The organism is Methanosarcina sp. WWM596 (assembly GCF_000969965.1).
Lineage (GTDB): Archaea > Halobacteriota > Methanosarcinia > Methanosarcinales > Methanosarcinaceae > Methanosarcina.
In genome coordinates, this window is record NZ_CP009503.1 from 21,226 (window position 1) to 39,929 (window position 18,704).

At 44.8% G+C, this 18,704-nt stretch carries 15 protein-coding genes and 1 pseudogene; 10 read left to right on the top strand and 6 right to left on the bottom strand.

Annotated features, from left to right (window positions below):
• Positions 1–593: 593 nt before the first annotated feature.
• The 3 genes from MSWHS_RS19815 (at position 594) to MSWHS_RS00095 (ending at position 2,025) form a co-directional block, all read left to right on the top strand.
• Positions 594–749 carry a hypothetical protein gene (locus MSWHS_RS19815; protein ID WP_156148035.1) on the top strand — a complete coding sequence of 52 codons (156 nt, stop codon included), beginning with the start codon at positions 594–596 and terminating at the stop codon, positions 747–749.
• 39 nt (positions 750–788) lie between these two features.
• On the top strand, positions 789–1,277 hold the full coding sequence (locus MSWHS_RS00090; RefSeq protein WP_048158619.1) for a hypothetical protein: 489 nt from the start codon (positions 789–791) through the stop codon (positions 1,275–1,277).
• 124 nt (positions 1,278–1,401) lie between these two features.
• Entirely contained in the window at positions 1,402–2,025 is a 624-nt protein-coding gene (locus MSWHS_RS00095; protein ID WP_048124989.1) for an RNA 2'-phosphotransferase, read from the top strand.
• Between the two features lie 34 nt (positions 2,026–2,059).
• Here MSWHS_RS00095 and rtcA read toward each other — a convergent pair whose 3' ends face one another.
• Both rtcA and MSWHS_RS00105 read right to left on the bottom strand, forming a co-directional pair.
• Positions 2,060–3,127 (bottom strand): RNA 3'-terminal phosphate cyclase, encoded by a 1,068-nt coding sequence (rtcA, locus tag MSWHS_RS00100; RefSeq protein ID WP_048124991.1) that lies wholly within the window; start codon positions 3,125–3,127, stop codon positions 2,060–2,062.
• Between the two features lie 41 nt (positions 3,128–3,168).
• Positions 3,169–4,674 (bottom strand): NAD(P)/FAD-dependent oxidoreductase, encoded by a 1,506-nt coding sequence (locus tag MSWHS_RS00105; RefSeq protein ID WP_048124993.1) that lies wholly within the window; start codon positions 4,672–4,674, stop codon positions 3,169–3,171.
• Positions 4,675–6,176: 1,502 nt separating this feature from the next.
• Between MSWHS_RS00105 and dnaG the strand changes: the two genes are divergently transcribed.
• The 3 genes and pseudogenes from dnaG (at position 6,177) to tnpA (ending at position 8,945) form a co-directional block, all read left to right on the top strand.
• Positions 6,177–7,727: a DNA primase DnaG gene (gene dnaG, locus MSWHS_RS00110; protein ID WP_048124996.1), complete on the top strand. Its 1,551-nt coding sequence runs from the start codon at positions 6,177–6,179 to the stop codon at positions 7,725–7,727.
• Positions 7,728–8,138: 411 nt separating this feature from the next.
• Positions 8,139–8,312 (top strand): annotated as a pseudogene (locus MSWHS_RS00115) (UPF0058 family protein); the annotation flags it as partial.
• A gap of 171 nt (positions 8,313–8,483) precedes the next feature.
• Positions 8,484–8,945, top strand: a complete 462-nt coding sequence (gene tnpA, locus MSWHS_RS18710; protein ID WP_082088120.1) for an IS200/IS605 family transposase — start codon at positions 8,484–8,486, stop codon at positions 8,943–8,945.
• 173 nt (positions 8,946–9,118) lie between these two features.
• On the opposite strand, the gene rimI is transcribed toward tnpA, so the two are convergent.
• Together rimI and arcS are read right to left on the bottom strand one after the other, a co-directional pair.
• Positions 9,119–9,649 (bottom strand): ribosomal protein S18-alanine N-acetyltransferase, encoded by a 531-nt coding sequence (gene rimI / locus MSWHS_RS00125; protein WP_048130123.1) that lies wholly within the window; start codon positions 9,647–9,649, stop codon positions 9,119–9,121.
• Positions 9,650–9,915: 266 nt separating this feature from the next.
• A complete protein-coding gene (arcS, locus tag MSWHS_RS00130) occupies positions 9,916–11,793 on the bottom strand; it encodes an archaeosine synthase subunit alpha (RefSeq protein WP_048158621.1) in 1,878 nt (625 codons plus the stop codon).
• A gap of 331 nt (positions 11,794–12,124) precedes the next feature.
• Here arcS and MSWHS_RS00135 point away from each other — a divergent pair, with 331 nt between their 5' ends.
• The 4 genes from MSWHS_RS00135 to MSWHS_RS00150 all read left to right on the top strand — a co-directional run bounded on the left by MSWHS_RS00135 (position 12,125) and on the right by MSWHS_RS00150 (position 15,559).
• A complete protein-coding gene (locus MSWHS_RS00135) occupies positions 12,125–13,495 on the top strand; it encodes an FAD-binding oxidoreductase (protein WP_048125002.1) in 1,371 nt (456 codons plus the stop codon).
• A gap of 47 nt (positions 13,496–13,542) precedes the next feature.
• A complete protein-coding gene (locus tag MSWHS_RS00140) occupies positions 13,543–14,670 on the top strand; it encodes a (Fe-S)-binding protein (RefSeq protein ID WP_369798547.1) in 1,128 nt (375 codons plus the stop codon).
• Between the two features lie 307 nt (positions 14,671–14,977).
• Positions 14,978–15,235 (top strand): hypothetical protein, encoded by a 258-nt coding sequence (locus MSWHS_RS00145; RefSeq protein WP_048125005.1) that lies wholly within the window; start codon positions 14,978–14,980, stop codon positions 15,233–15,235.
• A 42-nt stretch (positions 15,236–15,277) separates the two neighbouring features.
• Positions 15,278–15,559 carry a hypothetical protein gene (locus MSWHS_RS00150; protein WP_048125007.1) on the top strand — a complete coding sequence of 94 codons (282 nt, stop codon included), beginning with the start codon at positions 15,278–15,280 and terminating at the stop codon, positions 15,557–15,559.
• Between the two features lie 278 nt (positions 15,560–15,837).
• Here the strand turns inward: MSWHS_RS00150 and MSWHS_RS00155 are convergent, their stop codons facing one another.
• Together MSWHS_RS00155 and MSWHS_RS00160 are read right to left on the bottom strand one after the other, a co-directional pair.
• Entirely contained in the window at positions 15,838–17,655 is a 1,818-nt protein-coding gene (locus MSWHS_RS00155; RefSeq protein ID WP_048159514.1) for a YgiQ family radical SAM protein, read from the bottom strand.
• Between the two features lie 388 nt (positions 17,656–18,043).
• A complete protein-coding gene (locus MSWHS_RS00160) occupies positions 18,044–18,685 on the bottom strand; it encodes an MBL fold metallo-hydrolase (RefSeq protein ID WP_048125010.1) in 642 nt (213 codons plus the stop codon).
• Between the last annotated feature and the right edge of the window lie 19 nt (positions 18,686–18,704).

Here is an 18,704-nt window from a genome sequence, read left to right on the forward strand (position 1 = left end):
GTTACTGTAAGTGTTATTTTAAGACGTGAAGTGTTTTGGAAATCTGATATATTTCAGGTGAAAGCTTGAGGTGAAAATTCAGACCAGATGTTTTCAAACTTAAGATAAAATACCTTCCAATTTCTTGTGAGAAATCACCAGGTTCCATACGTCCTTTCATTAATGAATAACAAGAACATCCCTGAAAATTAAATATTAGTTGGTAAGTCTTTTCCTTTTTGGCTATTTTTTTAAGGAGCCTTTGATAAGGTAAGGTATGTAAAGTGTCGTACTAAAGATTACTGTATGCAGGGTGAAAGTATTCAATATTCGGGATGAAATTATTTTGTGTGCTGGATGAGTATCTTGAGAGTGATTTGCTTGAATGAGTTCTTGAGAGTGATTTGCTTGAATGAGTGATAGTTCACCTTACCTCATATTTAGGAAAACATAATAAGTTATGCCGGTGTTTTTACAGTGTGAATCTTCTTGATGAGAATAAATAACGTCCAGTTCTTTTCAAACATGGCTAATGTTCTTTCGCTGCTTTTTATTCCCATTTTTGCCACATCACTCGGCGCCTCTTATATCGAGATTGGGCTTATAGTGATACAGTGATTCGAGGAGGCTTCGGATTTGCTGCAGCCGCCTTTTTTCTTCAGGTATTTGCCACAGATCCTTCTACCCTCATGCTTGCAAGGGCTCTAGCCGGTTTCAGTATTGGGATTCACCCGGGGGCCCTGATAGCCTACGTCCATTATCAGAAGTAGAGCCTCGGAAAGTTTATTTCTCTTGGTTCTCTCGGCTGGATGGCGGGGTTTCTTCTGGCAGGGATGATAGGGGTAAGAATGGATCTGCTTTTTGGACTTTCATCTCTCTTTTATGCCTTATGTTTCCTGCAGGCTTTCAGGTTAAAAGAAATTGAAAAGCTGCAGCCGAAAGTTCCTTACTTCTCCCTAGACACCCTGATGAAGAACTCAGGGACCTATTTTCCTCTCTTCTTGCGGCATACCGGAGCCGTCGGGGTCTGGGCCATTTTTCCTCTCTATCTCCGGGAGCTCGGAGCAGGTACCTTCTGGATTGGAGTAATCTATGCTATAAATCCTGCAGTCCAGTTTCTGATAATGCGTATGCTTGATCCTTTTGAAAACGAAAAGCTGATTCCTTGGAGGTGTTCTATCCCAGATTTTCGGATTCAGGGCGACAATGCTCGGAGCTGCCATCTTTTCTATCTCAGGTTTTCTGCTCTACAAAACCCTGGGAAGGGTTGCAGGCACGAAGGATTCCTGAGAAGATAACTGAAAGTAGAAAAATCAGAATTTTGAAGTTCAAGGCTTAAAATTATCTTCCCAAAAACAAATTTTAAGAAAAAAGCTGATCAAAACAAAACCTTATTTATGGTAAAGTTTCATATGTGATATTATGATTCGAAAATGCACTGAGCACGGCTATTTTAGAGGAAGCAGCTGTCAGCAGTGTAAACGCCCTGGCAGATACGTGCTGGACGATGGAAGGGAAGAAAAGCTCGGCAGGTTTGTATCAGGCACTCTCCGGCACTTTCCGGCATCTGCAGGAGTTAAAATGGACGAATGCGGCTGGGTGGATCTTAACGCTTTCTGTGATGTTATGAGGAAACGTTATAACTGGATGAGGAAAGAGTACCTTTATGCCCTTGTGGAGTCCGATGAAAAAGGAAGATATCAGATCAATGGGTCCATGATAAGGGCACGTTACGGACATTCTGTTAACATTGATCTTGATTACGAGGAAAGTGATACTCCATACGTGTACTACGGGGCAAGCCCGGAGGAAGTCGATGTCCTGCTCGAGAACGGAATTTTCCCTATCAAACAGCGCTATGTTCATCTCAGCACTTCATATGAAAAGGCAACTGAAGTTGCCCTGATCCATACTGAAAATCCTGTGATCCTTCAGGTGGACGCCTTTGGAGCTCAGGAAGAAGGAATTTCTCTTAAGCTCGCAACGGATTACATCGTACTTGCAGAAAAGATACCTCCCGAGTACCTGTTTGTACTCGAGGACTAATTTTCCTTTACTGATTTTTCTACTCGTTTTTTAATCAGTCTGCTGATACTTCAAAAAGTCCCTCCTTTTCCTTTATCCTGAATTTCACATCCAGGAACTGTTCTGTGACCCAGATGTTTGTTGCCGCATGTAAAGTTATTTCACGAACAGTGTAAGAACTGTTTCCTGCAAGTGCCATATACGGGATCAGCTGGTCTGCCAGGTGCACATCCACAGAGGCTGTTATTCTGAGTTCCGAGATTATTTCTTCTGCAGCTCGCCTGCCCACTTTTTCAGCAGGCAGTCCTCTTTCTCCAAGGGCACTTCCTCCGCAATAACCGGACCAGAGGGTTATCCCGCTTCCTGTGGAAAGCAATTCGCAGGACTGGACAGTGATCCGTGGATCGTATCCGGCTTCAAAAAGCATGGATCCAGCAGCTTCAGCCTGGCGGGCTGGCACATGTGCCGGAAGATTCGATGCATGTGAAATTCCCATAACTTCTATCCCCTGGTTTGGGTCCTTCCCTTCTTTCAGGGTTTCTTCTCCTCTTCGGTCCTCTTCGGCTCTTCTGTTTTCTCCTTCCTTTCGGAAATGGAAACCACGAAGCTTACAGGGTTCAAAAACAGCTGAGACTTCTCCTCCTCCCCTGGGATAGTAACCGCGGGTTTTTAGGGTTACACTGCCTGCATATCCAAGTTGTTTAAGTGCCCTGAAGGTTACATGCTGGAGGTAGTCAATTGTCGGGGACCAGGCAACGTCAGTCCCTCCCTTTATCGTTATTTCGACCTTTTCTTTTGCAAAAGGCAGGGCTGGCATAAGGCTCTGCAGAAGCAGGGTTATGCTTCCTGCAGTCCCTATATCAACCTCATATTTCCCCCCCTTTATTTCCACTGGAGCAAAAAATAACTCTGAAGAACCTGGAAAAAGCCCTGAAACCCGTGCTCCGCAGATCCTGGCTGCAGTTTCCAAAGCTTTCAGATGCTGCTGTTTCAGGCCGGGATTTGGTCTGTTTTTTCTTATGTTCGTAACCTTTACTTCTTTTCCAGTAACTGCAGAAAGGGCAACAGCTGTTCTGATTACCTGCCCTCCTCCTTCCCCATATGAACCGTCAATTTCTATCATTTCCCTCTCTCCTTATTTTACTCGTTTTTTCTTCCTGGAATTTAACCATATCTTTCATCCGATCCCTTATCCGGACCCTGCTCATTTGTTTTCCCCTTTCGCATATTTCTGACCGCGGCTTTTACAGCCGGTACGAGAGGGTCCACAAGCATGGAAACCGGAGGGGCATAGCAAGTTTCAAGGCTCAGAAGGTCTTTAATTGTTGTTTTCTTTCTTATCGCAAGGGAGAGAGCATCGATCCTTTCCTTTATCCCCTCTCCTCCTGCGAGCTGCGCTCCTGCAAGGTAGCCGTCTTTAAAAAAGAGTTTTATATAAATATCTTTTAGACCCGGATAGTAGGAAGCTCTCGTGCGCCCGCGGGAAAATCCGGTTACAATTTTTATCCCCTGCCTCTCCGTCTGTTCGGGTGTAAGCCCAACTCCTCCGAATTGCAGGTCTCCGGCAACAGCTACCCAGGGGTCTGCAAGAGGCCCGAAAATAGAGTATTTGCCTGTAATATTATTTCCGATTACATCTGCCATACGCCGTGCGGTTGTCCCCAGCTGGCTGAGCCTGCTTTCCCCGGTTAGCAGGTCAATAACTTCCGCACATTCGCCCCCTGCGTATACATTGGGGAGGAATTCCCCTCCTGCCTTCACCTGAAGCATTTCATTTACGACTATTCCTCCTGCCTTTCCAATTTCTAGCCCTGCCTCGCTGGCCAGGTAGACTTCAGGTTTTACCCCGGTTGCCAGGAGCATAAGGTCTGCAGGAAAATGCCTGTCCTTTAAGTATACGGTTTTTTCTTTCCAGAAATTTTCCGGTAAAAAGAGAGGTTCCCCAGTAATAACCTCCACACCGAGGTCTTCAAGATGTGCCCTGACAATTGCAGCCATCTCGGAATCAAACTGGCTGGAAAGCAGGTCTTTACTTCTGGTTACAAGGATAGTTTTAATCCCTCGCTTTGTGAGGGCTGAGGCACATTCGATTCCTATTGTACCCCCACCTACGATGCATACTATTTGGGCGGTTTCGAGGGCTTTTCCAAAGAGTTTGCCGTCAGTAAGATTCCGGAGTGTGAAGAACCCGTAAGACAGAATATTTGCCTTACTTTTACGGGATATAAAGGGCAGGCTCCCTGTAGCAATTACCAGTTTGTCAAAAGGATAGGTTCCCTCTCCTGTCAGGATGACCTGCTCGGTCAGGTTTATTGACCTTACTTTCTCGTTCAGTTTCACATCTATGTTTTTTTCCCTGAAAAAACCCGGAGATTTTACAATTAATTTTTCGAAACTTTCAATTTCTCTGCCCAGAACAAAAGGAATTCCGCAGTGACTGTAAGCCGTGTGGGAGTCTGATGAAAGCACAACTATTTTAAAGTCACTCTGCCTCCTGATCTTGGTAGCAACTGCCATACCACAGGCTCCACCTCCTATAATGACCACCCTTGTAGGGTTTTTCTCTTTCCGGGCCCGTGTGGAAACTTTAACAGGATCCTCCTCTTGAACTTCACCTGCGACTCGAATGATTTTACTTGCAGCATCTTTTACACCGAAATCGCTTCCCATGCTTTTTATAATGGTGTTTCGCGCCTATTATATGTTTTTAAAAGAAAAAGAGCCTACAGAACCCTAAGTGATTTCAGATGATCCTTCAGATGATCCGGGAAAACTTTCAGTGTCCTGTACTGAAAATATCTATTTGAAGATGCTTTCCAGAAAACAAAAGAGAACGATAACGGTTTTATGGGGGGTGAACGAGCGAGTTGGGAGTGGGGGGGTTAATACATAAAACAGTGTATTTGTCTCGCTCGTTCAAATTTTTAGACGTCCTTTGTTTTATATATACTTTTCTAAATTTTTCTAATTAGTTGTCCATTTTAAATTTGAAAATCTTTCCAGAGGGTCACTGTACTTAAATCTTTTGATAATGGGTTAAAATAATTCAGGTTTGGGGAATCTTTTATATAACCAAAAAGTTCTTAAAGCCTGCAACCATTAAACATATGAATTTAAGACATGTGACGTACAGGATTCCTGTTTCTCTGAAGTCGTTTTAAGGCGGGCAGGAGCTGTTTCGTCAGGTCATATCATAAATTAATAACTTCATCAATTCATCATTACTGGATTCGTAAAAAATTTCACGTAACTAAACGTATGCAAACTTAATAGAAATTTCAGATTATACATATTACCAATTCAGGGCTAATATCATTCAGTTCAAAAATAAACCTTATACCACTATATCACCCATGATGCAAAAGTCAAAAAGTGCTTTCAATAAACCTGATGCATTCCATTCACTGCTTTACCACTCATCGTTTAGAGATACTTGTTTAGTAAAAAAGGCGTCTGGCTCGCTCTAGTTACTCACGCCTCAGGTTAATCCCATCTATGGGAATATCTCTGGAAGTCTTCAGTTATCAGGCGTATTGAATGGCAAACACATTATTTGACTTACGGTTCTGAGAGTTATTTCAGATCCATCAATAAGCTTATGTTAGGGCAAAGATTTTCGGGCAAGTACAGAACTCCGTGGATATCGTGGAGGTATAAATGCTTTCTCTGGTCGAAAATCAGGAATAGCTCTATCTTTGAGAGCTTTAAAACCAGGTTGGCGCTTATCTGGCGGTTTTCCTTGCAGGTTATAGAGCTTTCATTAATTAATAGTCAGGAAATATTCCACCGGTTTAATTATCCTGGCATAAGCACAACAGGCAGTTGCAGGCAGGTTCGGAATTTCTCTTTCGGTTCATAATAATTTTTTATTATGAAATCTGCCTTTTCAAGGGTGTATTATCCCTGATCTGGTTTTTAATCTGATTTTTACTACTATTTTTGCATTTTCTGGCCCTTTATGGTTTCCAGCACGTTTCCAGAATATAGAGGATAGGTTTGTACTATACCAGAAAAGTGCTATGAGCTTGCAGCCGGAAAAAGAATTGTACCCCGGATTTTTCGGGTGTATAAGGACAATTTCCCGTCGATTAGTCAGGATAATCACTCGAATAAAAGATTTTCGTAATACATAGTTCATGATAAATCGTTATAATAATTCAGGGAGAATTTACATGCAAAATACTGATACCACAAAATACATCATTCACTCTAAAATCAATGCTGATGGGGTAATTGAGCGTCCTGATATCGTAGGCGCAATTTTTGGTCAGACCGAAGGGCTGCTCGGAGCAGATCTTGATCTGCGTGATCTGCAGAAAACTGGAAGGATCGGCAGGATTGAGGTAATGGTTACCGCCAAGGGAGGAAAAACCAAAGGAAATATCTTTGTTCCTTCGAGCCTTGATAAGGTAGAGACATCGATTCTTGCAGCATCTCTGGAAACCATTGACAGGGTAGGACCCTGCAGTGCCAAGATTGAGGTTTTCCAGGTAGAAGACGTAAGGGCTGTTAAGCGCAAAAAAATTATTGAGAGAGCAAAACTCATTTTCACAAAGATGTTCGATGAGACTGTGCCCGAATCCCAGGAGCTCGCTGATGAAGTTCGGCAGTCCGTAAGGGTTGACGAGCTGACTTATTATGGCAAGTCAAGGATACCCTGCGGGCCTAACGTGCTTAACTCGGATGCTATCATTATTGTTGAAGGCAGGGCTGACATCCTGAACCTGCTTCGCTATGGTATAAAGAACACCATCTGCGTGGGCGGAACAAACATTCCACCTGAGGTCGCTGAACTTACTAAAAAGAAAACCGTAACTGCTTTTACGGACGGAGACCGGGGTGGAGAACTCATTATACGTGAACTCCTGCAGGTGGCAGATATCGATTATGTTGCCCGTGCTCCGGATGGCAAGGGTGTGGAAGACCTTGTTCAGAAAGAAATAATCAGGTCTTTGCGCAGGAAAGTTCCAGTGGAACAGATTATTGAGAAATATGGAATCCAGGAAAAGGAAAATGAAGATAGTGCCTGCAGGCTGGAACGCATTTCCAAGAGAAAGATAAGAGCACCAGAAGTTGTTTCCAGAGTTGCGGAGAAGAAGTTACATAAACGTGTGAAAGTTCACAGGGTATCTCCAAAGACCGACGTTTATGAAGAGGAAGCCCCTGAAGAAATGGAAGGGGCGGTTCCTGAGAAACCATTAGAAAAAGTTTCGGAAAGGTCTTTTAAAAAAACTCCTGCAACGACAGAAAGAGTTGAGGCAAGACATGCGGTTTCAAAACCTGCGGTTATGGCAAGAGCAGTTCCAGCCAGCAGAGTTCCCAGAGGAAAGCCCGTAGTTGAGAAAGTTTCAGCTGTGAAAGTCCCTGGTGGAGAGGCGGTAAGGGTTTCACCCGCTCCTGCAAGACAGGCTCCGGTAGCTCCTCCAGTTTCTCCGGAAGCTGTGAGATTCAGACCGCACGTAGACGCCCTTAAAGGGACATTGACGGCAAGGATTCTGGATTCTGAAGACAGGATAATAGAGGAAATTGCAGTCAGAGACCTTGCAAGCAGGTTAAAAACCTGCAGAGACAATGTGAAAAGTGTAATTTTTGATGGTGTAATTACTCAGAGGCTTGTTGATATTGCTTCGAGCAATGCAATCAAAAATCTTGTAGGGGTGAAAATCGGAAATCTTGCTAAGGTTCCTGCAGATATGGAAGTTTTGACCTCCAGCATGCTCTGAACAGGTCTTTTTACTTCCTTTCTTTATCTTTTTTATTTCTTTTCTTATTGTTTTAGAAAAAATCGTTTATTTACGCCTGATTTTTGTCATAGAGTTAATTATCCTCCTGGCCGGGAATTATAGCCAGTAACTAATTATCTCATTTTTATTTTTTTTTTTGTGTAACATTTATATATATCTCCGGGAGGATCACTACGATTTGGCATGGTTTCACACTATAATGCTATAATTCACACTCTATCATATAATTTATCATTATTTATCATATACATTATATGACAAAGTTTATTTATAATAACTAGGAACTCAATTTCCTCGGGTAATTCTTTTATTCGGTTCAAGATAATATTTAATTGATCTTGTAAAATTGAGGTATTTAATTGATCTTGTAAAAATGTAGGTCTGTTCGCTATGCACAAGGAAGAACTGATACAACTGCACACATATATGGCTCAAATGAAGAGATACTTTGAGAGGCACGGTGTAACGCACGAGTTCGATGACTACAAGGCTTTATCGATAAGCCCCGTCCATATCCACAGGAGCAAGGCGGATCACAAGCGCGCAATTTTTATTACTATGGGAGTGCAGAGGGTCACGAATACCCTGACCTTCAGGTCGGGGATGAAGTGAACCCTCGCTGGCTGTTTTGTATTCGCTTAAACTGTATCAATCATCGTTTTTTTGTAAAATGAGGTTTTTTGACACCATAGCCACAGGTGGTTCCAGCTACCTATGGCTAGGATGTGATAAGCGTTGGAATTGCGCAGTTTTAGCCATGGCTATGGTCAGATTACCTACCACATCGTGTTGGTGCCTAAGTATCGATACAAGATATTCTACAATAAACGAGTTAAAAAGGATTGCGAGTCTATATTCCACAATATTTGCACAGAGAAAGGCTACAAAATCCATGCTCTGGAAGTTGTAGATAATCATGTTCACCTGTTCCTGGAATTCCACCCAAGCACCTCTCTATCAGAGGTGGTTCAATACTTGAAAGGAGGTAGTTCTTACAGATTGTTCAAGCTTCATCCTGAACTGAGAACACGATATTGGGGTGGAAGTCTATGGTCAAGTGGTAAATTCTATCGATCCGTTGGAAATGTAACCGCTGACACAATCAAGCACTACATTAAGGAGTCGCAGGGAAAACCGAAAACAGAGGTTCAATCATATAGATTAAAGTCTAGGCAACGGAAAATTGACGATTTCTAAGTACCAGAATAACCGGGCGGGCGGCCCATCAGCATACCCCATCCTTTAGGTTGGGGTGGCCGCACGCAATTTGATTTTGGGAGGCGAGCTTGCTACTCTCATGTCACGGGATGACCCCATCTTCGAGGAAGCGTCTGCCCATATGAGAGATTCTCTGAATTCCGTCATCAAGCTCATCGGTAATAACTGATAGGGCCCCGGATTGTAGTAACGAGTTCGTTGTTTGAGAATACGGGTTCGAGATATTTTTGTTTTGAGATCAAGAGGCGGTATGGGCGCAGATGCATTTTCATAACCATGCCGTCTTCTCCATCTGAATAATACTTTTTTTCTGTCCAGCAGGGTACGAATCCTAGTGATCTGTACAACTTTTGTGCGCTAGTATTACTGTTTCTTACTTCCAGTCTCGCGTATTTAAGGCAGTTTGCAACAAAAATGTCACATATGGCATGAATAAGTTCTGTGCCTATTCCTCTTCCCCTATATTCTTTTTTTACTCCAACGGAAAAAATATGCCCTTCGTTTTCCGCGGAACGGTAGCCGACTACATACCCCACGACTTTTTCGTCCTGTTCCGCAACAAGGAAGCCATCTCCAACCATCTCGTAAAAGTTCATATATACCAGGGAATTATGCTCCGAAAAAGCCTCTTCTTCAATTTCGACTATTTCCTGGAAGTCCTCAGGTGCGAAACGTCTTATCATAATATCATTATATATCCCTTCCATTTTATTACTTCTTCGAGAGAAGAACAACTCTCTCGCGGAAGCCTGTATGGCTTTCTGTTCTGCATATTTTCTATTCAAGAACATCTTTTCTGGTGCCTGTTTCGCACTTCTACAGCGTTTTTCCGGGCTGAAAATCAGGTTAAAAACCAGACTTGAAGTTTTCAGCCTCAAGGTCTTCAGGTTTAGTGTTTTCAGGTTTAGTGTTTTCAGGTTTAGTGTTTTCAGGTTTAGTGTTTTCAGGTTCAAAGTTTTTTAACATGCCGGACGTCTACTGCAACACCTCTACCTGATTCTTCCATTTCTCTCCCGCTCATCATAGCCCTTCCTACACAGAGAGCTTTTTTCCCGAGAACTATTACTTCATCATTTGGTCGTATTTCGGGGTCTGCCTCAAGCACACCTGGGGCAAGAATGGAACCGCGTGGGACAAAGTCGTCAATCTTTACCACATATTTCTCACTTTTTAGCACCAGTTCCGCTCCTTCGGGAGATAGGGCAAGCATCCCGTACTGCGGGATTAAAGTTGCAAGCTGTTTTTTCCCGGCAAAGAGCTGGTACTTCGGGAAACGGCCTTTAACCACAGTTTTTCCAACTTCTTCCGAAAAGAGATGCCCTGCGCCCTCTCCGAATTGATAACCTGCAACCGCTTTTACGAAATTCTTCTTCTCTTCTTCAGCATTCTGTTTTTTCTGGCTGAAATTCTCGGATGTGCAGATAGATTCAACGGTATTTTTCAGGTTCGAAAGAGATTCATAGGACGTGAGACTTTTCCCGGCAGTGTAGATTACTTCAATCCCGAGCTTTTCAGCTATTCTTTCACAGATCTCCCTGTACGCCCCTTCCACATGGGCAACTATGGCCTTATACCCATGTTTTGAAAGATAGGCTTCAAGGCAGCCGGAAACCCAGGTCTTTTCTTCTTCGTCCCAATGTCCTGTAACCGCAGTATCGTAATGGGCTGCCGGGTAGGTCAATTCGAGTTCTCTGGGCACGATTCCCAGGGGTGAGGTTATGATTACCTCATGGACAAACTTCCGGTATTTGCCAAGGGTAAGGATGAACTTCTGGTGGGACTGGGAAATTGAATAGGGTTTTTTAGCTGCACACGGGAGGAGCAGGAGGATATCAAGGTCAGGAGGTACATATCTTTCCTGTATGCGCTGCGCAAACCTGACCACTTCGATCCTTGAAAGGGCTTCGGAAGTATTTGCAAGGAGCTGATTTTGTCGGAAAGCGGGAACTTTTTCTTCAAGGTAAGAGTATTCGAAATCACCAAGGCGCAACAGGGCTGTAAGCCAGGGCCTGACCCTGCACTGCCCTTCCACGTACTCCCGCAGTGTCCCTGCCCGAATTTTTTCACGGACAAGAGCAAGTTCAGCGTCAAGGGCGTCCCTGTTATGGGCTGAAAGAAGCTTTGCCCTGTCGGCTCTTGGGAGAGTTAGAAGTTCTGCGGGTGTTGTGGTGGCACATACCTTGCACCTGCAGGGGAACTCTACAAGGGAGTCAAGATAGAAACTGCCTGCAGCTGTAAGGTAGATATCAGAATAGGCTGCAATTTCTGCTTTTGTATCATCCATAACATCGATCCCTATGTAGGCAAGCATTGCTGCATTTTCAGGACGAGCCAGGTTGGGGGCATAGAGAGCAGTATCCGGAGGGATCTGGTTTTTCAGGTCAATTAAGGTTTCCAGAAACCTTCGAGCATTATTTTCCAGAGTCCCTGCACCTTCCATTATGTAAAGGTCACTCTTCTGAATCTCTTTTTCTGCTCTAAGAAAGGAACCTGTAGGGCCGTTATCTTCAGCATTTCCATCGCTGGTGGCAGTAAATATTTCTACTTTTCCGAGTGATTCGGCTGGAATAGCAGGCGGATAAGTCTGATGGGGAAGGATTATGAGAGTTCTCTTTCCTGTTTTTTCACGAATTTCCTTTATGCATGCTTGAAGTTCTTCCCGGTCAACAGTCCAGAGGCTGCCTGCATCAACAATAGGTCCCGGATTTTCAAGGTTTCCAAGTGCTGCCGTATGCAGGGCACAGGGAGTGCGGAGTTCGGGAGAGAGCAGAAGTTTTCCTATACGTGCTGCTCCATCTCTATTTTCTATTTCAAAGTACTGTGTCATATTTGTCCTCTTATGTCTATCAGGATGTAAAGGTTTGCCCTGCACATTTTTCTCAAAAAGTTCGTAGCTCTCTTTCTTTTTCCTTTACCTTATTTTCAGTTCAAATGATAATTACTGTCACCATTGTAGAATCAAATTTAATTTTAAGATACGTTCTAAGGGGGAAGGAGGCTGGAGATGGTATATTCTTATATATTATTAAGCTGGAGATGGTATATTCTTATATATTATTAATATTGATTATCTGCTGCAACTTATCTCTCATTTCTGTCCCAATAGTGGCAGGGAATTTTCTATTTTTCACATCCGAATTCCAGATTTGAGGTTTATAATGGATATAACTGCAGAGCTTCGAAAAATCGTTGGCGAGCGGCTCTCGGTCTCGCCTTCTGAACTTTACTGTTATTCTTCTGATGCATCCCAGGTCAAAGGTGTGCCTGATTACGTGGTACGCCCGAAAAGCACGGAAGAGGTCAGCCGCATTGTCAGGCTTGCTTATGAAAATGAAATCCCTGTGACTGCAAGGGGAGCAGGCACCGGACTTGCCGGTGGTGCAGTCCCTGTTGGAGGAGGCATTGTGCTGGATATGTCAGGAATGAACCGCCTTCTTGAAATTGATATTGACAATATCCAGGTAGTAGTGGAACCGGGTATAATCCAGGACGCCCTTAATGACGCCTTAAAACCATACGGCTTTTTCTTTCCCCCTAACCCAGGCAGTTCTGCCATGTGCACTATCGGGGGTATGATAGCTTATAATGCAAGTGGGATGCGTTGTGTCAAATACGGGACCACCAGGAACTATGTCCGCGACCTGGAAGTGGTGCTTGCGGATGGAACTGTTATCCACACAGGCTCAAAAATGTTGAAATCAGCTGCAGGTTATGACCTGACCCAGCTTATTATAGGCTCTGAAGGCACGCTTGGAATCGTCACTAAAGCCGGCCTGAAGATCGCTCCTCTCCCGAAGACGCGGAAACTTGTAATCGCGTCCTTTAAAAGTGCTGAGGTTGCGGGGCAGGCAGTTGTAAAGACTTTTTCAAACGGGGTTATCCCTTCAGCCTGCGAGATCCTTGACAGGGTTTCCCTGCAGGTGCTTAAACGCTACGACCCGAAACTTGTGCTCCCTTCGGAGGGGGATGTAATCCTTTTCGAGGTAGATGGCACTGAAAATTCGGCGCATGAAGCTGCAGAGCAGATAATATCGGTCTGTTCCCCCCTTGCCCTCTCCATAAAGCTTGCGGAAAGTGAAAAGGAAATGGCAGATATCTGGGCAGCCCGAAAGCTTGTAGGAGCTGCAGTTTCCCGTCTTGACCCCACCAAATCCAGGATTTATGTGGGGGAAGACGTGGGAGTTCCCATAAAGAAGATTCCTGAACTGCTCAGGAGAGCACAGGAAATTTCTGAGAAATTCAATCTGCCTGCTATGAAGTACGGGCATATTGGAGATGGAAACCTGCACCTTGCCCTTTTCATTGATGTCCTGAATAAGGACGAGTGGGACCGCCTAAACCGGGCTGCAGATCTGATCCACAGGACAGCAATTGAGCTTGGGGGCACGGTCAGTTCCGAACATGGTGTGGGAGCTGCCCGCGGCCAGTATATGGAAGCCCAGTGGGGCCCGGCTCTTGAGGTAATGCGTGCAATCAAGAAAGCCCTTGACCCGAAAGGAATCCTGAATCCGGGTAAGTTGGGGTTGTGAAAGCCGTGAAAAATGAAGGAAAAAAGGAAACTAAGAGAACGGAAGAAATGAAAGAAAGTAGAGTAAGTAAGTCCAGAGAAAAAAGTGAGACTAAAGGCAAAGAGTTGCCCTTTGAAATAGATCCCCGTTCGGTTTATAAATGTGTGCAGTGTGGAACCTGCCGCTCAGTCTGCCCGGTCTTTGATGTAGTCGGCTGGGAGTCCGCCAATACACGCGGAAGAATGCTTATCATTAAGAGTCTGCTTGAAGGAAGGCCGCCATCCGAAGATGTCCTCTCAAGCCTCTCTACCTGCACAACCTGTGGGATCTGTGCTGCCAAATGCCCTGCCGGAGCAAACCCTCCTGATGTAGTGGAAGCTGCCCGTGCTCAGCTGGTAAAATGTGGTGTTACAACCGAAGCCCAGGAAAAGCTGAAGGCTGCAGTTACGACCAGTGGCAATTCTTTTGGGGAAACAAGAAGTCGCTTGCACTGGCTGTCTGATACAGAACGTTCAAAACTCCCGGAGAAGTCCGACTATGTCTACTTTGTAGGTTGTTTTGACTCCTACCGTTATCCGGAATTTGCAAAAAAGACTTTTGAGGTTTTGCAGCGCTTCGGGGTCACCCTCCTGCCGGACGAGCAGTGCTGTGCTTCCCCCCTCCTCCGTACGGGTTTCCGGGAAGATGCAGAAAAAATCATGGAGCACAACCTTGAGCAGATTCGGAAAGTGGGAGCTCATACCGTCGTCACGGGTTGTGCCGGTTGTTATACAACACTCAAGAACAACTACCCTGAAGAGCTCAGGGTCATCAGCCTCCCAGAGTTCCTTGCCGAACACCTGGACGAACTGAACCTGAAGCGCCTTGACCTCACAGTTACTTACCATGACCCCTGCCACCTGGGTAGGCACAACAAGGTCTATGACCCACCCAGAAAAGTTATTCAGGCTATCTGCACCCTCAAGGAGATGAAAAACATCAAAGAAAACTCTCGCTGCTGCGGCGGTGGGGGAGGAGTCAGAATAGGATATCCCGACATCTCCCTTGAACTTGCAAGAAAGCGTATTGAAGACGTGCCCGAAGGTGTGGACTACATAGTTACCTCCTGTCCCCTCTGCGTGAGGAACCTCAGGGATGCAGGTGGAGATGTCGAAGTTATCGACATTGTAGAACTCGTGGCAATGGCGCTGGAGTGAATTAGCTACAGGTTTATGGTTGATTTTTTTCCGGGTCGGTTTTTTTCCGACTCAGTAATTTCTTTTTTGCTTCTGAGAAGAGGTCTGTTCCTGGTACAAAATCAGTAATTGTTTTTTCGCGATTTCTATTTTTTAATTGTAAACATCACATTATTTTTATCTTCCTGATTTTCTCTTCCTGGATGGATACAATGATAAACAGTCCGTGGGCTGTCAACGCTATATTTTTATTTCTTGAAGGTGACTGTTGTTTGTTGGGCAATACAGGTGAAAGTAAGTTTTAGAAATTTATAGGAGGATATGATCTATGAGTTGTAAACCAATAACATTTAAGAATGTCCCCCCCGATGTGTTTAAATGCATGAAGAAAAAACTTCAGGATGCGGGCATCCATGTACCACCGGGAAACAGAGGAGAACTCTCAGGATCGGGGGTTGAGGCGGATTTTGAATGGGACGGAAAATCTTCTCTTACCATCACAATCACGGAGAAACCGTTTATCGTCAGCTGCGGAGCAGTGGCGGGGAAAATAAAGGGCTTTGTGAAAGAGTGCCATGGGTCCTGAAAATTCAGGATAAAACCTGTTCGGAACAGAGGGGGAAAAGGTATGGGTGGCAGGAAAATTGATACGGAGGGGTGTCAGGGGATCAGGTTTAGAAATATAACTCCGGACTTGTTTTCCTGTCTGAAGAAAAAACTCCAGACCTACGGGATCGAAACTTCACCTGGAAACTCCGGGGTGCTTGAAGGCAACGGTATAGTTGCTCACTTTAGCCTGGATGGGGGGAACAACCTGCTAATTGTGGTCAAGGAAAGATCCCTGGATACCTATTGTGGGCAGATAAGCGGAAAACTTAGAGCTCTTGTGCGGGAATGCCAGGGGTTCTAAGAAAATTAGCAAAAATCCGGGGTTTGGTTTTTTTGGTGTGGTATACCGGAAAAGAACTTATAAATGCATTACAGAAAGCAAGATTTCTTGTCGTGAGGTGAAAAGGAAGTCATGTTTCACTTTGAAAAACCGCTCCCGAAGGAACTTACAGGACAGTTGTTCCGTTACATGCAAGACTTGCCAAAGGGACTCTTCTCGATATTCTTCATCAAATTGGCTTAAGTAAAGAGGAGTTAATTGATTTGCTATAATTCTTATACGGAAGTTCATAACTTTCCTTATTTGCCTTTTCTTCTTATCAAACAATTATGGGCGTTTCCCACAAGATCGAGCCGCCCTGCTTTTTCCAGGGCTTCATATACGAGTTCATAGTTTGCAGGACTTCTATAGTGCATGAGGGCTCTTTGCATGGCTTTTTCTTTTTTATCCCGGGCAACGTATACCGCTTTTCCTGTAAAAGGGTCAAGCCCTGTGTAATACATGCAGGTTGATACTGTCATCGGGGTTGGGGTAAAGTCCTGGACCTGTTCTGTGTAGCCCCCATGGTCCCGCACATACTCTGCCATTTCGATCATATCTTCAAGGGTGCAGCCCGGATGTCCTGACATCAGGTAGTTTACTATATACTGGTTCTTGCCACATTTTTTGTTAAGGACTGCAAACTTTCCGGCAAATTTCTCATAAACTTCTCTGCCAGGCTTGGACATTACATCGGTTACTCGCTTTGAGAAGTGTTCGGGTGCAACCCGCAGCTGTCCGCTTATGTGGTGGGTGCAAAGTTCTTCGAGGTACTCTTCATCTTCAAGAGCCAGGTCGTAGCGCACACCGTAACCTGTAAAGACCTGCCTGACCCCGGGAAGTTCGCGCAGGCGCTGCATCAATTCAAGCAGTTTTTTATGGCTTGTGTCAAGAGAGGGGCAGATACGCGGGTAAAGGCAGGCTTTGTCCAGGCAGGCTCCCTTCTTTTCCCAGGAACTACACCTCATGCCGTACATATTGGCAGTGGGGCCTCCGACTCCATTGATTATGCCTTTGAAATCCGGTTTTTCTGTCAGCTTCTTTGCTTCCCTGAGGACGGACTCAATGCTGCGGCTTGCTATCATGCGCCCCTGGTGCTGGGTGATGGCGCAAAAAGCACAACCTCCGAAACAGCCCCTGTGCGTTGTCAGGGAGAATTTTACCATTTCAAGGGCAGGGATGGGCTCGGGGTAGAAGGGGTGGGTTTCTCCCGTGAACGGTAGCTCATATAAATGGTCAAGTTCTGCCTCTGTCAGAGGGCGCATGGGCCTGTTCTGTACAATAACAGTTTTCGGGTGAGGCTGAACTACACCTTTTCCTGTGACCGGGTTCAGTTCCAGGAAGTATGTGCGGAAAGCATTTGCAAAGGTTGCTTTGTCCTGAGAAACTTCGGAAAAGGAAGGAATTTCGAGGTATTTCCTGAAAAATTCGGTTGCTTCCTTGGCTGCCTTTTTGTTCTGTTCTTTCAGCTCTTTCCAGGCTTTGACTTCCATTTTCCAGACCGTGCCGGGGATGTCTCTGATATCCCGTATGTCCTCTCCAGCTTGAAGGCGCGTTGCAATTTCTACAATCTGGAGTTCTCCCATTCCGTAGACAACAAGGTCTGCAGGGGCGTCGGCCAGAATTGACTGTCTTACTTTATCAGAAAGATAATCGTAATGAGCAAAGCGCCGCAGGGAAGCTTCAATTCCTCCGAGCACTATCGTCACCCCAGGGAAAGCTTCTTTTATCCTGTTTGAATAGATAATCACGGCACGGTTCGGACGAAGTCCTTTTTTGCCTTCAGGTGAATATGCATCTTTATCTCGCGGCTTAAGACCCGCAGTCAGGTTGCTGACCATTGAGTCAGTGTTTCCTGCACTTACGGAAAAAAAGAGTCTGGGTTTTCCAAGTTTTCTGAAGTCTTCAGGGCTGTCCCAGCGTGGTTGGGCAATTATTCCTACCCTGAAGCCGGCATCTTCAAGGACCCTTCCTATTATTGCAGTCCCGAAACTGGAGTGGTCCACATAGGCGTCTCCTGTGACCAGTATAATATCAAGTTCCTTCCAACCGTTAGCTTTTACTTCTTCAGGGCTCATCGGAAGAAACATTGATGCAGGGAGAGATGGAGAATAGGTTTTTTTCTGCTTTTTTTCCTTTTTTCTGGTTTTAGTTTCAGGCCTCGATTCGGATGTTTTTCCTTCTCCTGCTGAAGCTTCCGGCTTTGTCCTTCCGGGTTTTCTTGAGGTTCGAGTCCCGGATTTTATTTCTTTTCCGGTTTCTACTTTTTTTGGAACAAAAAGACCGGTTTTCCTAGCAGACTTTTCTCTATCCGGGTTTTTATCCTTTTTTTTATTTGTTTTTTCCAGGTTGAATTTTTTATTTCCTGTCGGGACTGATGTATCTTTTACCATAATCTGCTTCCGGACTCCCAGTCTTTTAACCTCTTCTTCCAGTCTTTTAATCTCTTTTTCTTATTCGCTGCCTTCAAACTCCCATCATCATCTTTAGCATTGTATAAGAAGCCTGGACCTGTTTGTTCCCGTCTCTGTCATTAGGGGCTCCATGCCCCGAGTACAGGGTTTTTACATCGAGTTTTGTGAGTTTTTCTATGGAACCAAGCATTTTTTCAGGCTCTGAACCTTCAAAGTCCATCCTTCCGAAACCACCGCCTGGAAAGACGGTGTCTCCTGAAAAGAGGCTTTTTGAGATAGGTTCATAGAGGCAGATGCTCCCTTTTGAATGACCTGGGGTGTGGATGACTTCAAGGCATTCCTCTTTTCCTATGGGGATTTTGTCCCCTTCCTCATAGACAACTGTTGGCCTGACAGCCGGGGCGCGGTCTCCAAAGAGCACGGAAACACTTAGATACTCATCGTTTACGCCTTCAAGGTCTGCCCTGTGGATTCCAACTTTTGCTCCACTCTTCTCTGCAATTATTGCAGCTGCGGCAGTGTGATCATAGTGGCAGTGGGTCAGGACGATTAGTTCAAGGTCAGTAAGCTTGATAGATTTTTCAAGTTCCCTGATGATCAGGTCACTGTTCATTCCAGCATCGATCAGGACTTTCCCGTTTACAAGGTAAACACTGGAATCGTAGGCTGTGGGGCAGATGTATCGGACTTCCATATTTCTTCCTCTTCTGTTC